The sequence below is a fragment of the Bacillus sp. 95MFCvi2.1 genome (assembly GCF_000374965.1).
Lineage (GTDB): Bacteria > Bacillota > Bacilli > Bacillales > Bacillaceae_G > Bacillus_A > Bacillus_A pseudomycoides.
The window spans coordinates 69,006-84,671 of record NZ_KB895709.1 but is presented as its reverse complement, the minus strand read 5'-3'; the positions used below and the strand labels follow the sequence as shown (position 1 = coordinate 84,671).

Genomic DNA, 15,666 nt, shown 5'->3' with positions numbered 1-15,666 from the left:
AGACACATTACCATATGTAGGATTTTGGACAGTAATTGTATTGTCTTTTCTCATGCCAGGTAAGTCTATACTAATATTCAAAGGTTTTCTCTTAGCTACTAACAAACTAGGTTGATTATCCGCAAAAGCTTTATTTGCAAGTTGTACTGCTCCTGGATAAGTACGATTAGCCACAGAATCAATAATCGAAATATCGACTGGTGAAGTTGTAAGTGATTTTTTCTCACGTTCAACTACTACAAATTTACCATTTGAATTTGTACTTTCTTTCGGAACAAAACTCTCTACTTTATCACCATTTACTGCTAAAACCTCTTGATTATTATACTTAAGATTTGCTATGCCAGTATCAATGTCAATAGCTTTTTTTGTTGCATCAGCTGAATTACCTGTTTTTGTTTCCGCGAAGGAAATAGAAGAATAATTAATAGTGCATAAGCCAATTGATAAACATGCTAGTAATTTTATTCCTTTAATACTTTTTTTAATTTTCAAAAAACTCAACTCCTTTTTTAGAATAATTTTGTTGCATCAGCTAAATTACTTGTTTATGTTTCAGCGAAGGAAATAAACGAATAATTAATAGTACATAAACCAACTAATAAACACACTAGTAATTTTATTCCTTCAACATGGTTTAGAACTCTTAAAATACTCACCTCCTTTTTTAAAAAATTATATCATAAAATCTTAATTTTTGTATATTGATAAAATTTTTTCCCTTACTCAAACTAGATAGTTTTTCAGCGGCTTTTCACATGTCCAACATCGTCGCAAGGTCTTTATATCGTGTCAAAACACCGTTATTTCAAAAATAACACCGATATATCGGGAGAAACGATTGATATATTTTCATCCAATTAAAAAAGCGCCCTGTAAACAGGGCGCTTCTACTTTTAAATTAACCGATACTACCTTCCATCTCAAACTTGATTAGACGGTTCATTTCAACTGCGTATTCCATTGGAAGTTCGCGAGTGAATGGCTCAATGAAGCCCATTACGATCATTTCTGTAGCTTCTTGCTCAGAGATACCGCGGCTCATTAGGTAGAATAATTGTTCTTCTGATACTTTTGACACTTTCGCTTCGTGCTCAAGTGAAACGTGATCGTTTTTGATCTCGTTGTAAGGAATTGTATCAGATGTTGATTGGTTATCCATGATTAACGTATCACATTCGATGTTAGAGCGAGAGTTTGTCGCTTTTGGTCCGAAGTGTACGATACCACGGTACGTTACTTTACCACCATGTTTCGCAATCGATTTAGAAACGATTGTTGAAGATGTGTTTGGTGCTAAGTGAATCATTTTCGCACCAGCATCTTGGTGTTGGCCTTTACCAGCAATCGCGATAGATAATGTTAAACCACGAGCGCCTTCGCCTTTTAAGATAACTGCTGGGTATTTCATCGTTAATTTAGATCCGATGTTACCATCAATCCATTCCATCGTTGCGTTTGCTTCACAAACAGCACGTTTTGTAACTAGGTTGTATACGTTGTTTGCCCAGTTTTGGATTGTAGTGTAACGGCAATATGCATCTTTCTTAATGATGATTTCTACTACCGCACTGTGCAGTGAATTTGTTGTGTAAACAGGAGCTGTACAACCTTCTACGTAGTGTACATGTGCGCCTTCGTCTACAATAATAAGCGTACGCTCGAATTGTCCCATATTTTCAGAGTTAATACGGAAATACGCTTGAAGCGGTGTATCAACTTTGATACCTTTTGGAACGTAGATGAACGATCCACCAGACCAAACTGCAGAGTTTAATGCTGCGAATTTGTTGTCAGTTGGTGGGATTACTTTTCCGAAATGCTCACGGAAAATATCTTCGTTCTCTTTTAATGCGCTATCTGTATCTTTGAAGACGATTCCTAGAGCTTCTAGGTCCTCTTTCATGTTGTGGTATACAACTTCAGATTCGTACTGTGCAGATACACCAGCTAAATATTTTTGCTCAGCTTCTGGAATACCTAATTTATCAAATGTCGCTTTAATTTCATCAGGTACTTCATCCCAAGACTTCTCAGATTTCTCAGATGGTTTTACGTAGTACGTAATTTCATCGAAATCTAAGTCGTTTAAGTCGCCGCCCCATTGTGGCATTGGCATTTCGTAGAATTTATCCAGTGATTTTAAACGGAAGTCTAACATCCACTGTGGTTCTTCTTTCATACGTGAAATCTCTTCAACGATTTCTTTTGTTAAGCCGCGTCCTGCACGGAAAATCGAAACGTCTTTATCCTTGAAACCATATTTATAATCGCCGATATCTGGCAGTTTCTTCGCCATGTTGGTATGTCCCTCCTTAGATAACCTCGTGTTTAGGAACCTGTAACATTACTTATCTTCGTTTAAGCCTTTTTCTAACGCTTTCCAAGCTAATGTTGCACATTTAATACGTGCTGGAAACTTGCATACGCCTTGTAATGCTTCAATATCTCCTAAATCTACGCTGTCATCATACTCTTTTCCTAGCATCATATCAGAGAAAATTTTAGAAAGCTGAAGTGCTTCTTCAATTTTCTTTCCTTTTACTGCTTGCGTCATCATCGAAGCCGAAGACATAGAAATCGAACAACCTTCTCCTTCAAACTTCGCCTCTTTAACAATTCCCTCTTCTACTTTCATCGTAAGTTGAATACGATCGCCGCAAGTTGGATTGTTCAAATTAACTGTAACACTATCATCTAACACGCCATGGTTACGAGGATTTTTATAATGATCCATAATAACTTGACGATATAACGTATCTAAATTATTAAAAGACATTTGTGAAATACTCCTTTGTTTTCGTTAGCGCTTCAACAAATGTATCAATTTCTTCTTTTGTATTATATAAATAGAAGCTTGCACGTGCTGTAGAAGAAGCTTTTAGCCACTTCATAAGCGGTTGTGCACAGTGATGTCCTGCGCGAACCGCAATGCCTTCTACATCTAATACTGTTGCTACATCATGCGGATGTACTTCATCAATATTAAATGTAACAAGACCAGCGCGATGCTTTGGTCCATAAATTGTAACGCCATCTACTTCTGATAGTCTTTCTAAAGCGTACTGCGCTAATTCATGTTCATGCTTTTCAATATTATCAAGACCGATTTCTTCTAGGAAATCAATTGCCGCTCCAAGTCCGATCGCATTACCGATAATCGGTGTACCTGCTTCAAACTTCCACGGAAGCTCTTTCCACGTAGAATCTTGTAAGTCTACGAAATCAATCATTTCGCCGCCAAATTCAATTGGCTCCATATTGTCTAGCAATTCTTTCTTACCATATAATACGCCGACACCTGTAGGCCCGCACATTTTATGAGCGGATAATGCGTAGAAATCACAGTTTAAATCTTGTACATCCACTTTCATATGAGGTGTACTTTGTGCACCGTCAACGACCATGATTGCACCATTTTGATGAGCGATTTCTGCAATTTCTTTTACAGGGTTAATCGTTCCAAGTACGTTAGACACATACATAATAGAAACGATTTTTGTATTCGGTGTAATTGTTTGACGTGCATCTTCTAATGAGATTGTTCCGTCTGGCTGAAGCGGAAGATATTTTAAAGTTGCGCCTGTTTTCTTCGCAACTTGTTGCCACGGAATAATATTACTATGATGCTCCATGTAAGAGATGACGATTTCATCGCCCTCTTTTACATTTTCACGGCCATAGCTTGCTGCTACTGTATTTAATGCAGTTGTTGTTCCGCGCGTGAAAATAACTTCTTCCATTGATTTCGCGTTAATAAACTTGCGAACCTTCTCACGTGCACCTTCATACGCATCGGTAGCTTTCGTACCGAGCGTATGAACACCGCGATGCACGTTAGAATTGTATTCTTTATAGTAACGTTCTAACGTTTCAATGACTTGAATTGGCTTTTGAGAAGTTGCTGCACTATCGAAATAAACAAGTTGTTTGCCGTTCACTTTTTGATCAAGAATTGGAAACTGTTTGCGTATTTCATGAATATCCATTAGCGAACTTTCCTTTCAATTACCTCAACAAGCTGTGCTTTTACTCCTTCAATTGGAAGCTCATTCACTACAGGTGCTAAGAATCCATGGATGACTAAACGTTCTGCTTCTTTCTTCGGAATACCACGACTCATTAAGTAGTATAGTTGTACTGGATCTACACGGCCTACAGAAGCTGCGTGACCTGCCATTACATCGTCTTCGTCAATTAGAAGAATTGGGTTTGCATCGCCGCGAGCTTTCTCATTTAACATAAGAACGCGAGAAGATTGTTGTGCATTTGATTTAGATGCACCGTGTTCAATTTTACCAATTCCGTTAAAGATAGATGTTGCGCTATCTGTTTGTACACCGTGTTTTAAAATGAATCCTTCAGAGTGTTTACCGAAGTGAACAACTTTAGTTGTAAAGTTTTGTGTTTGGTTACCACGGCCAATTGTTACTGTTTTTGTATCAGCAAATGATCCGTCGCCCATTAAGTTCGTTACATTCTCTGAAATTGTATTTCCGTCATTCATAAGACCTAATGCCCACTCAATACGGCCGTCACGTCCTACAACGCCGCGGCGGTTTACGTAAGTTGTTACATCTTTCGCTAATAGATCAACTGCACCAAATTTCACTTGTGCACCTTGTTCTACGATTACTTCTGCCACGATGTTTGCAATACCTGTAACAGTTTCATTTGCTACGTAGTTTTCTACATATGTTGCAGAACTGTTCGCGTCAGCTACAAATAATACATGGTTATATACATTTGCTTCTTCGCCGTCTACTAAGAATACAGCTTGAAGTGGTGTTTCAAGAACAACGTTTTTCGGAACATATACAAATGCACCGCCGTTGATTAATGCTGCATGAAGTGCTGTTAAACGATGCTCATCCACTTTCACGCCGTCTTTCATTAAGTACTTTTGTACTAATTCAGCATGCTCAGTTGCAGCTGTTACGATATCTGTGAAAATAACACCTTTTTCTTTTGCTTCATCAGCTAAAGAAACAAATGCAGTTGTACCTGTACGTTGTACTAGTACGCTGTTATTTTCATCAATTAAATTTTTCACTGCTTCTGGAAGTTCAGTTAAAGAACTTACAGGCTCTTGCTTAGCAGTGTGGCCTTTTCCGATAAAGTCCCATTTATCGATTTTTGTTTTATCAGGCGTTGGCATTGGAAGTTCAGTTGCTTGTGCAAGAGCTTGTAAGCGGAACTCAGTCAACCAAGCAGCTTCGTTTACTTCGCTTGCGCGCTGACGGATTGTTTCTTGATCGAAAGGTAATGTACCGATTGTCATATTTATGCTCCTCTCTTACGCTTCTTGCTCTGCTGTTTCGTCTTCAATACCTAATTCTTTTTTGATCCAGTCGTAACCTTCAGCTTCTAGACGTTGTGCAAGCTCAGGGCCACCAGATTTAACGATGCGACCGTTCATCATAACGTGAACGAAGTCTGGAGTAATGTAGTTTAATAAACGTTGGTAATGCGTAATCATTAGGCAGCCGAACTCTTCGCCGCGCATTTCGTTAATACCTTTAGATACAACTTTTAATGCATCAATATCAAGACCAGAGTCGATTTCGTCTAAGATTGCGATTTTTGGCTCAATCATCATTAATTGAAGAATTTCGTTACGTTTTTTCTCACCGCCAGAGAAACCTTCGTTTAAGTAACGTTGTGCCATTTCTGGATCCATTTCTAGGAATTCCATGTTTTTATCTAATGTACGGATAAATTTCATAAGAGAAATTTCATCGCCTTCCTCGCGTCGTGCATTAATTGCAGAACGTAAGAAGTCAGCGTTTGTTACTCCGCTAATTTCACTTGGATATTGCATTGCTAGGAATAGACCTGCTTGTGCGCGCTCATCTACTTCCATTTCTAATACATCTTCACCGTCGATGATGATGCTTCCTTCTGTTACTTCATATTTTGGGTGACCCATAATTGCAGAAGATAAAGTTGATTTACCTGTTCCATTAGGTCCCATAATTGCGTGGATTTCTCCACCTTTTACTTCAAGGTTTACACCTTTTAAAATTTCTTTACCATCGATTGATACATGTAAGTCTTTAACCGTTAATGTAGAACCAGCCATCTCAATACCTCCATTAATCCTCTATATACATTTTAAAAATTCCTAAAACATTCACATTCTCATTTTATTCTCATTCTCATTTTATATCAAATAAAATGTTATCGCAAACGCTGAGAAAATGTAACAATTTTTTCACAATTGTATATAAGTACTTCCCTCACATCCTCTTATGATACACTTTTCTTCTTATATATAAAGAAAAAAGGGCTAGAAATTTCCTAGCCCTTTCCTACGCCTATTCACTTACTGGAAGTACAGCGCCCTTATATTCTTTCTTAATAAAATCTTGAATTTCTTTTGAGTGTAACACTTCTACAAGCTCTTTAATTTCTTTTCTATTTTCGTCACCTTTACGAACCGCAATAATATTTGCATAAGGAGACTCTGATCCTTCAAGAGCAATTGCATCTTTTGTTGGGTTTAATTTTGCATCAATTGCATAGTTTGAGTTAATGAATAATGCGTCACCTTCGTTGTTCTCATATAATTTTGGTGTAAGACCTGGCTCCACATCTGTTTTAAACTTCAAGTTTTTCGGATTTTCCACAATATCTTTTTCTGTCGCTTTGACGATATCTACGCCATCTTTCAGTTTAATAACGCCGCCTTTTTGCAGAAGTCCTAACATACGTCCACGCTCTGATACGTTATTACTCATAATCACTGTTCCGCCGTTTGGAAGATCTTTTAAGTTTTTATATTTCTTTGAGTAAATCCCCATCGGCTCTAAATGAATTTTCCCTGCGTTTACAAATTTGTATCCTTTTTCTTGAATCTCTTTATCTAAATACGGAATATGTTGGAAATAGTTTGCATCAAGATCTTTATCAGCTAGTGCTTTATTTGGCAATACGTAATCTTGGAATGGCTTAATATCTAATTTAATCCCTTTTTTCTCTAAGATTGGTTTCGCTTTTTCTAGAATAACTGCATGCGGTACGTTAGAAGCACCAACTACAAGTTTCTTTTCGTCTTTTCCGCCGCTACAAGCAGCTAATGCAAACACAAGTACAGCAAGAAGTGCTGAAAGTAATACCTTTTTCATGTTATGACACCCTTTCTTTTTTTCAATATTCAAAATTAAAAATCTATAGGAAGTCTTCGTCTTACACGAAGACTTCTCTTTATCTTTTATCAAGACGCTTCGTGAGCAAGTCACCAAGCATTTGAATGATAAATACAATCACAAGTACAAGAATTGTTGCCATAAGCGTTACATCACTATTATTGCGCTGAAACCCTTCTAAATAAGCAAGTGTACCAAGTCCACCTGCTCCGACCACTCCAGCCATTGCTGTGTAACCGACAAGCGCAATAGCTGTTACCGTAATCCCGGAAACAAGCGCTGGCAAAGATTCTGGTATAAGTACTTTTAAAATAATTGTACTTGTCTTTGCTCCCATCGCCTTTGATGCTTCAATGACACCTTTATCAATTTCACGAAGTGCGATTTCGACCATTCTCGCATAGAACGGTGCTGCCCCAACAATTAATGCTGGTAATGCGGCACTTGCACCGAGAATCGTGTTTAGAAGAAGCTTCGTAAATGGAATAAGTAAAATGATTAAAATAATAAACGGGATCGAACGAAAAATATTTACAAACGCACCAATTACAATATTAACTGGCTTGTTTTCCCAGAGATTATCTTTTCCTGTCAGAAACAGTAGCAATCCCAAAATAAGACCTAAGACAAACGTTGCAAACGCGGCAACTGCCGTCATGTATAACGTTTCTCCCGTAGCCTCTAGCATTTTGTCCCAATCGACATTTTGAAACAAATTATCCATGTGCAATCACCTCCAGCTCGACTTGCTCTTGTTGAATCGTCGCAATTGCTTTTGCAACCACATCTTCAGCACCATTTAAGTGGACAATTAAACTTCCATACGCCCCGTTTGCCGTTTGTGCAATGTTCCCTTGCAGAATGCTTACTTCCACGCCATCTTGCTTCATAAGTTCCTGCAAGACAGGTCTTTCTACTACTTCACCAATAAATTGCAACTTTACAACCTTGCCTTCCGGATACTTCTCTGCTAAATGTTCAATTGCTTCATCCGCATCTTCAGAATCTGTTATTTGCTTAACAAAACGCTTTGTAATCTCCTGCTGTGGATTACGGAATACATCTAGTACAGGACCAGTCTCCACAATTTTTCCTTTTTCCATTACCGCAACACGATTACAAATTTTTTGAATCACATGCATTTCATGTGTAATCAGTACAATTGTTAATCCAAGACGTTTATTAATATCTAATAGTAAATCTAAAATTTGATCTGTGGTTTCTGGATCAAGTGCTGATGTCGCTTCATCACACAAGAGCACCTTTGGATTATTCGCTAATGCTCTTGCAATCCCAACGCGTTGCTTTTGCCCGCCGCTCAATTGAGATGGATACGCATCACCTCTACCTTCTAATCCAACAAGATGAATCAACTCATCCACACGCTTTCTTCGCTGCACTTTATCTACACCTGCAATTTCAAGTGGAAAAGCGATATTTTCACGTACAGTTCGTGACCACAGTAAGTTAAAATGCTGAAAAATCATTCCAATTTCTTGTCTTGCCTTTCGAAGTTCACTCCCTGTAATTGTGGAAATAACTCGATTAGCTATCGTAATCTGTCCGGAAGTTGGCTTCTCTAATTGATTAAACAATCGAATTAAAGAACTTTTCCCAGCACCACTATATCCGATAACACCAAATATCTCACCTTTCTCTATTTTTAAATTGGCGTTATCCACAGCAGTGACATCACCGCTTTTTGACTTATATATCTTCTTTACATTCTCTAATAGAATCATGGTGTATCACCCCTTTTTGATTTAAAAAGCGCAAGCGGCTTGCTCAGAACAAGAGGGCGTTGGAACCCCTGACATAGAGGCGCTTTTCACCTCGCAGGAAGGGGTGAAACGACCGAATGTTCTAGCCGCTGGAGCTAGATTTCTTAAAACGCATAAGCGGCTCTTTTTATTATTCGAACATCCTCCTCATTCAAACAACAAAAAAACCTTTCTGCCTCTAGAATGAGCAGAAAGGTTTATATGCGTATATCAACATTATCCCTTTCTCTCATCTCTCAAAGCATTTGCTTTGCAGGAATTGGCACCATTTCAACATAAAAGTTGACGGTTGCCGGGTTTCATAGGGCTCAGTCCCTCCACCTCTCTTGATAAGAGAAATCAGATTCAATTTTCGTCTGATTTGAAATTTATGAAATTGTCTATATTTTATGAATTGAATTGTATCAATATACACCCACTATGTCAACAGGAATTTTCACAAAAAACGAAACTTCGGAATATTAAGCACCTACCGGCATTGGTTTACATATATGAAACACTGATTCAAATAATAGCATCGTGCGATACGTTCCAGAATAGTGTACACGCCCATTATTAATTAAAGTTTGTAACCGAATATTCCCAGTAACTAATCGCTGTAGGTCTTCCTCCCCAAAACAAACAATTTGTTCTGTTCCCTCGGTTCCTTTCAAAATTTGTATATACTCTCTTGAGATTTGAAGTGAATAACACTCAGCTCCCAAACGGATATTAATTATTTTTTCTCCTTGCCGTAGAAGTGGCTCTAAATGATATTGGCTATTGGCATACGTTACAAATGATTGAAGCAACGAATATAATCCCATTCTAATCACATCCTTCATATCACTTTCTACTAAATACCATTCCATCTTCTTAAAGGGCAATCCTGTTACTTTCTCTCGACAAATAACGTATCACTTCTATCTTTCAGGCGTATTTCCCAAGAAATATGTCGAGGCGGCAAAAACATTGCCGCCTACTGTAATTCCGTATATAAATATTCAACTGAATGAAATGCATATATTTTCTTCATAAGTGTTCCCCGCTCAAATACGAGTAAACAAGGTACACTTTCTACCTCATATTCTCGCGCTAAGTGCGGAGCGTAATTTAAATCTAGCATTCCTATTTCCAAATTAGATATAGTAGCTTCTACAACTGTTAACATCTTCTTTGCTAATTGGCATGTTCCACACATCGGTGTATATACATATAACACTGTTTTTTCTTGGTCTGCTATTAAAGCTGTAGCTTCAGCACCTGTCCAGTCAATCACTTCTATCATTCCTTACCGTAAATATTCTGTATAAACGTCAATGTCAGCTCCCCATAATACGTTCGCTAAATGATTAGAAGGAGCAGTTGCCACTTCACGATACGAACGATCAATGTAAATATGCTCAGCTTGCGGAAATTCTTTACGAAATTGTTTTCTGAGCTTTTCACCTGCAGCATCAGCATCCACTAGCACATATACTTCTTTATCAAAAAACTGATCAATGAGTTCATCCATTTTCGACAAACCAATTGTACCATTTGTACAAACAATTTCCACTGGTTCGCGAATAATAGATTCAATCTTTCTTCTATCTGATTTTCCTTCGACAATAATGACTTTCTCTACATAGACCATATGTCATCACCCGATCACCATATACTATAAAACAACCTTACTTTAGTATATAGTATATTCGTTCTTTTCATGTTGTTTCCTGTTTATTTTTGTGAAACTGTTTAGCCCTGTTGGCTAAGGCGCTTTCGCACAGAAGGCGTTTTTTGTCTTCTTGTGCGGAAGGTTCTTAGACATGAAGGACTAGGAGGCGTAGCTGGATAAAGAAAAGTGGAAGCGGCTCGCTCAGAACAGAAGGACGTTGGAATTCCTGACGTAAAGGCGCTTTTTTGCCTCGTAGGAAGAAGAGAAGCCACCGAGCATCCTTGCCGCTGGAGCTGGATTAAAAGAAAAGCGCAGGCGGCTCGCTCAGAATGTGAGGGGGATGAAGTTTCTAGCACAGAAGGTGTCCTTTTACGCAATGAAAAATAAAAAGGACAGCACATAGGCTGTCCTTTTTATCTCGACTAAAATTAGTCTTGGTTTGTCATTTCTGCGTATTGTTCTGCAGATAATAACTTCTCTACTTCACTTGCATCAGAAAGTTCAATCTTAACCATCCATGCACCTTCGTACGGAGATTCGTTAACAAGTTCTGGTTGGTCGCTTAATTCTTCGTTTACTGCCACAACTTTACCACTTACAGGTGCGTATAATTCAGAAACTGTTTTAACAGATTCTACGCTTCCGAATGGCTCGTCAGCTTCAATTGTTGCACCTACTTCAGGAAGTTCAACGAATACGATATCGCCTAACTCACTTTGTGCAAAATGAGTAATACCGATAACAACTTCGTTGCCTTCAGTTTTTACCCATTCGTGTTCTTCAGAGTAACGTAAATGATTTGGAATGCTCATGACTGTACCTCCAGTGAATGTATTAATTATGTAAAAATACCTTATTGGTACTTTTTCCACACACTTTCAAACTGCTCTTCGTTAAAACCAAGTGTTACATTCGTGCCATCTGTTACGATTGGACGTTTAATCAACATGCCATCAGATGCTAATAGCTCAAACATTTCGTCCTCACTTGCATCTTTTAACTTATCTTTTAAGCCAAGTTCACGGTAACGCATTCCACTTGTATTAAAGAATTTTTTTAATGGCAATTCACTTTTCGCATGTAAATTACGCAAATCTTCTTTTGATGGTGGATTTTCAACAATATGAATCATTTCATATGCTACATCGTTTGCCTCAAACCATTTTTTTGCTTTTTGACATGTGCCACACTTTGGATATGAATAAAATGTTACTGCCATAAATTCACCTACTTTTTACTAACCTTTACCTTTATCATATAGAAAACGTTTTATTATTTCAAACGATTCTTCTCCAAACTTTAACTTATTTCGCGACAATTTTCTTTTATCCTGCAAATTTTCCTTATTTTCCGCCATTTAAAGAAAAATAATATATAAAAAAACAAATATAAAAATTTCCCCTCTTCATTCATTATGTATCATTTAGACCGAACATACATCTTAAACAAACGTTTATTTAAATAACTAAAAAATAAAAAGCCCCTAGTCCGGAGCTTCTCAATGCCTGCTCAAATAATCTGCAATCGTTTGAAATACGTATATATACATATTATGAATACTTTGCTCCGAAATCGTATCATTGTATAAACCAGTGCCCCAATACTGTCCTTCACTACTTCCTAGATTTACAAATCCTTGTGTATACATCATTGCTTTATCTGTTGGTGCATTGTTATAATCCAAATCTTTTTCTATAAAAATCAAATATGGCTTATCCTTTAAACCGATAAAAAACACTGGCTTTTTTAACCCTAAAAATAGCTCTGTATATTTTTCTTCTGATGCTTCTTGAAAATATTCTTTCATAACGAGAAATCCGTCGACTTTCTCTGATTTCTCTTTTATCTGATCTAAATTCACCTTCACAAACTTTATGTTTCTAAATGTATCCTTTGGCGCCTCACCGATAACTCCAATTACAAGCGCTCTCCCGCTATACTCTAAAGCAGATGGCACATCCTTATTCTTTGCACATCCAGCTCCCACGAGACATAACAATATAAGAACCAACAAAATAAGCAAACGTTTCATATCTCATCCTCCCATTAAAAGTCAAGTGACAAAAATGTAAGGTTAATGCAAAAAATGTAAGTAAAATCAATAGCCCATTTTGATTTTCTATATTATAATCAACTGGATTTACTTACATTACTAAACACTAGGAGATAGTCATGAAAAAATATAAACTTTCATCTTTTCTTCCATTAAGTTATATACTTCTACTCGTACTCGTAAGTCCCCTTTACGATGTACTGAATAAATCTGGTGTTCATGCTGTTGATGTTACAACAGTAGTTGATGATTGGATTCCATTTGTGAAGGCATTTATTATTCCGTATTTAATTTGGTTCCCATACTTATACGGCGCACTCATTTATTATTGCTTTAAAGATCGAAAACAATATTATGTAACATTAAGCAGCGTTATCCTAGGAAAGCTTACGTGCTTTTCGATTTACTACTTTTGGCAAACAACCGTACCACGTCCAACAGTAGTAGGGACAGATGTATTTTCTGACTTAGTTCGCTATATTTATAGCATTGATCAACCTGTAAACTGTTTTCCTAGCATCCACGTTCTCACAACATTTGTAATTATGTTAGCTGCTTATAAGCGAAGAGAGCAGCATAGATGGGAATATTTGATCCTTACTTTCTTTGGTACACTCATTGTTTTATCGACGCTATTTACAAAGCAGCATGCTTTCTTAGATGCTATTTCCGGTATGGCAGTTGCGAGTACACTATACTTCGGTGTGCAGCTTTTACTAGTAAACCGAAAAGACACGATTACAATTCCTGCGAGACAAACCTATAAAATGTAAACAAAAAAGCAGACTGTGGCTTCTTCAGTCTGCTTTTATCTATATAAAGGAGATTTTCAATTGTAACTTAAGATTGCGGCACAGTCATATCGCCAGAATGAATACGGCCGGCTTTTTTTAACGCGCTGTAAAGTATATAAGAAACAGCTACTGGGATTACGATATAAGTGATGACCATTGCTGGTACAACACCGAATCCTTGGCTGGAAATTAAGTTAATTGGTGCAATAAGAGAGCTTAATCCAAGACCTGCAATTTCTTTACCTGCTTCCAAGTGGAAAATCAGTGCAGAAACAGGACCCACAATGGCGCTAGCAGCGACAGTTGGGACGAGAATCATTGGATTTTTAGTAATGTTTGGCAACTGTACTTTCGGAGTACAAAGTGCTTGTGCTAAAATACCACCTAAATTGTTTTCTTTTGCGGAGATAACAGCGAATCCGATAAATTGAGCGACACATCCTGCAAGTGCTGCGCCGCCTGCAACACCGTCTAGGCTAAGTGCAATTGCTAGAGCTGCTGATGAAGCTGGAGAGATAAGTAATAGCCCCCAAACAACCGCAAGCACGATCGAAGCAATAAATGGACTACCAGCTGAGCTGTCTTTAATAAATGCGCCAACTGTATTTAATACAGGACTAATATTTTGAGATAACCAAATACCAACTATACCAGACCCTAATATTGCTGCAAATGGAACGAGCATCATATCTAAAGCAGTTTTTCCGCTTAATCTTTTACCGATATAAACCGCTAGAGTTGCTGTTAATAACGCACCAATTGGTTCACCAGTTTTAATAATTAAGCCGGCTTCAGTCATCGAAATCGACCCTGCTCCAATCGCTCCGGCAACCATCGCTGAGAAAATGACAAGTCCGTTTGCCCCAAGCATGAAAGCAATCCCTGCTCCAATTGCTGGTGCCATCAGTGATTTCGCAACAACTCCAATTGTAATTAACATCGGAATATCAACAATTCTTCCTATATTTTCGATAAGTAAACCAATTCCAAGGGATACGAAAATACCTTGTGCAATTCCGGCAGAACCTTTAAATACACGAGACATTATATATTCCTTCATCTATTTCACCTTCTCCTAGTTTAGTAACCAGTTGTTTTCATATAGTCACGTAAAACATCATTTGATTGTGCAAATCGGTTTTCTTCAGCTTCTGTTAAGTTTAGTTCTACAACTTCTTTTACACCATCTCTTGTAATAATTGCTGGTACACCTGTACAAATATTATATTCGCCATATTCACCATCTAAAATTGCTGAAACAGCAATCACGCGGTGATCATCATTAAAGATAGAACTTGCAATATAAGCGAGTGAGTTACCAATTCCATAATAAGTAGTACCCTTACGTTTATAAATTTCCCAACCAGCTTTAGCAGTTTTCTCAACAATTTCATCTAAATCGATTTCACCGAAACGTTCTTTTTGCTCTTCTAAAATTTGCAAAATTGGTTTTCCACCAACTGTTACGTGAGACCAAGCAACCATTTGTGAATCACCATGCTCACCTAATGAGTAACCATGAATGCTACGAGGGTCTACTTCAAGCATTTCAGATAAAATTGTTCTTAAGCGTGAAGAGTCTAATGATGTACCTGTACCAAGCACACGATTTCTTGGTAAACCAGATAATTTCCAAACTTGATAAGTAATAATATCAACTGGATTCGATGCAATTAAGAAGATACCGTCAAATCCGCTTTCCATTACACCTGCTACAACACTTTCCATAACTTTCGCGCTTGCTCCTAAAGTATCCAAACGACTTTGTCCTGGTTTTGGAGCTGGACCCGCTGTAATAATAACAATGTCCATATCTTTGCAGTCCTCATAATCGCCTGCATACACTTTTGTTCTTGTATTTGTAAAGTTAATGCAGTGTGATAAATCCATCGCTTCTCCAACTGCACGTTCATGATTTATATCAATTAATACCAACTCTTCACAGATACCTTGATTCACAATTGAATACGCACAGCTTGATCCAACTAATCCAGTACCAATAATTGCGATTTTTCTTGTGTTTCTATTCATAAGAACCTCTCCTATGTAATTATGTAATGTTTTTGTTTGTTCTTTACACTTTTTATTATAGTGATTCTCACTGTAATAACCATGGATACTTTGTGAAACATTGAGCAATCTTTTGTACTTTTTGTGACATACCTTACAAACTTTTCGTCATATTTGTTACAACTAAAAAAATATTTTATACTTGTTTATTGATATATATATAAATAAACAAGCGAGTGAATTA

The 15,666-nt window shown here is 37.4% G+C and carries 19 protein-coding genes and 1 riboswitch; of the genes, 2 read left to right on the top strand and 17 right to left on the bottom strand.

The window, feature by feature from the left end; all coding sequences use genetic code 11:
• The 12 genes from C568_RS31130 to C568_RS0122460 all read right to left on the bottom strand — a co-directional run.
• Positions 1–495, bottom strand: a 495-nt coding sequence (locus C568_RS31130; RefSeq protein ID WP_018782778.1) for a thiol-activated cytolysin family protein, incomplete at its 3' end; no start/stop codon positions are given.
• 406 nt (positions 496–901) lie between these two features.
• Entirely contained in the window at positions 902–2,299 is a 1,398-nt protein-coding gene (gene sufB / locus C568_RS0122510; RefSeq protein WP_003201740.1) for a Fe-S cluster assembly protein SufB, read from the bottom strand.
• A 48-nt stretch (positions 2,300–2,347) separates the two neighbouring features.
• Positions 2,348–2,779, bottom strand: a complete 432-nt coding sequence (sufU, locus tag C568_RS0122505) for a Fe-S cluster assembly sulfur transfer protein SufU (RefSeq protein WP_018782777.1) — start codon at positions 2,777–2,779, stop codon at positions 2,348–2,350.
• Positions 2,769–3,989, bottom strand: coding sequence for a cysteine desulfurase SufS (gene sufS / locus C568_RS0122500; protein ID WP_006096509.1), 1,221 nt, complete (start codon positions 3,987–3,989; stop codon positions 2,769–2,771). Before sufS ends, sufU begins: the two co-directional genes overlap by 11 nt.
• Positions 3,989–5,281 carry a Fe-S cluster assembly protein SufD gene (gene sufD / locus C568_RS0122495; RefSeq protein ID WP_003201733.1) on the bottom strand — a complete coding sequence of 431 codons (1,293 nt, stop codon included), beginning with the start codon at positions 5,279–5,281 and terminating at the stop codon, positions 3,989–3,991. Before sufD ends, sufS begins: the two co-directional genes overlap by 1 nt.
• A gap of 15 nt (positions 5,282–5,296) precedes the next feature.
• Positions 5,297–6,082, bottom strand: coding sequence for a Fe-S cluster assembly ATPase SufC (gene sufC, locus C568_RS0122490; protein WP_000929159.1), 786 nt, complete (start codon positions 6,080–6,082; stop codon positions 5,297–5,299).
• A gap of 235 nt (positions 6,083–6,317) precedes the next feature.
• Complete coding sequence (gene metQ, locus C568_RS0122485) at positions 6,318–7,127, bottom strand: methionine ABC transporter substrate-binding lipoprotein MetQ (protein WP_018782776.1); 810 nt, start codon at positions 7,125–7,127, stop codon at positions 6,318–6,320.
• A 79-nt stretch (positions 7,128–7,206) separates the two neighbouring features.
• Positions 7,207–7,872 (bottom strand): methionine ABC transporter permease, encoded by a 666-nt coding sequence (locus tag C568_RS0122480; protein ID WP_018782775.1) that lies wholly within the window; start codon positions 7,870–7,872, stop codon positions 7,207–7,209.
• The gene (locus C568_RS0122475; RefSeq protein WP_003201726.1) at positions 7,865–8,890 is read right to left on the bottom strand and encodes a methionine ABC transporter ATP-binding protein; all 1,026 of its coding nucleotides are present in this window, start codon (positions 8,888–8,890) and stop codon (positions 7,865–7,867) included. The genes C568_RS0122480 and C568_RS0122475 overlap by 8 nt, the downstream gene beginning before the upstream one ends.
• 265 nt (positions 8,891–9,155) lie before the next feature.
• Positions 9,156–9,265: riboswitch (SAM riboswitch) on the bottom strand.
• A 125-nt stretch (positions 9,266–9,390) separates the two neighbouring features.
• A complete protein-coding gene (locus tag C568_RS0122470) occupies positions 9,391–9,735 on the bottom strand; it encodes a hypothetical protein (protein WP_018782774.1) in 345 nt (114 codons plus the stop codon).
• A gap of 152 nt (positions 9,736–9,887) precedes the next feature.
• Entirely contained in the window at positions 9,888–10,196 is a 309-nt protein-coding gene (locus C568_RS0122465; RefSeq protein WP_003201723.1) for a thioredoxin family protein, read from the bottom strand.
• Positions 10,197–10,199: 3 nt separating this feature from the next.
• Complete coding sequence (locus C568_RS0122460; protein WP_000263236.1) at positions 10,200–10,544, bottom strand: toprim domain-containing protein; 345 nt, start codon at positions 10,542–10,544, stop codon at positions 10,200–10,202.
• A gap of 207 nt (positions 10,545–10,751) precedes the next feature.
• Here C568_RS0122460 and C568_RS35680 point away from each other — a divergent pair, with 207 nt between their 5' ends.
• Positions 10,752–10,952, top strand: a complete 201-nt coding sequence (locus C568_RS35680; RefSeq protein WP_018782773.1) for a hypothetical protein — start codon at positions 10,752–10,754, stop codon at positions 10,950–10,952.
• A gap of 41 nt (positions 10,953–10,993) precedes the next feature.
• On the opposite strand, the gene gcvH is transcribed toward C568_RS35680, so the two are convergent.
• From gcvH to C568_RS0122440, 3 genes are all read right to left on the bottom strand, one after another.
• Positions 10,994–11,377 carry a glycine cleavage system protein GcvH gene (gene gcvH, locus C568_RS0122450; protein ID WP_006096504.1) on the bottom strand — a complete coding sequence of 128 codons (384 nt, stop codon included), beginning with the start codon at positions 11,375–11,377 and terminating at the stop codon, positions 10,994–10,996.
• Positions 11,378–11,418: 41 nt separating this feature from the next.
• A complete protein-coding gene (locus C568_RS0122445; RefSeq protein WP_003201715.1) occupies positions 11,419–11,784 on the bottom strand; it encodes an arsenate reductase family protein in 366 nt (121 codons plus the stop codon).
• A gap of 279 nt (positions 11,785–12,063) precedes the next feature.
• Positions 12,064–12,597: a hypothetical protein gene (locus C568_RS0122440; RefSeq protein WP_018782772.1), complete on the bottom strand. Its 534-nt coding sequence runs from the start codon at positions 12,595–12,597 to the stop codon at positions 12,064–12,066.
• 140 nt (positions 12,598–12,737) lie between these two features.
• Here C568_RS0122440 and C568_RS0122435 point away from each other — a divergent pair, with 140 nt between their 5' ends.
• The gene (locus tag C568_RS0122435; protein ID WP_018782771.1) at positions 12,738–13,391 is read left to right on the top strand and encodes a phosphatase PAP2 family protein; all 654 of its coding nucleotides are present in this window, start codon (positions 12,738–12,740) and stop codon (positions 13,389–13,391) included.
• A gap of 67 nt (positions 13,392–13,458) precedes the next feature.
• On the opposite strand, the gene C568_RS0122430 is transcribed toward C568_RS0122435, so the two are convergent.
• Positions 13,459–14,472: a PTS transporter subunit IIC gene (locus tag C568_RS0122430; RefSeq protein WP_018782770.1), complete on the bottom strand. Its 1,014-nt coding sequence runs from the start codon at positions 14,470–14,472 to the stop codon at positions 13,459–13,461.
• 20 nt (positions 14,473–14,492) lie between these two features.
• Complete coding sequence (locus tag C568_RS0122425; protein ID WP_018782769.1) at positions 14,493–15,443, bottom strand: L-lactate dehydrogenase; 951 nt, start codon at positions 15,441–15,443, stop codon at positions 14,493–14,495.
• Between the last annotated feature and the right edge of the window lie 223 nt (positions 15,444–15,666).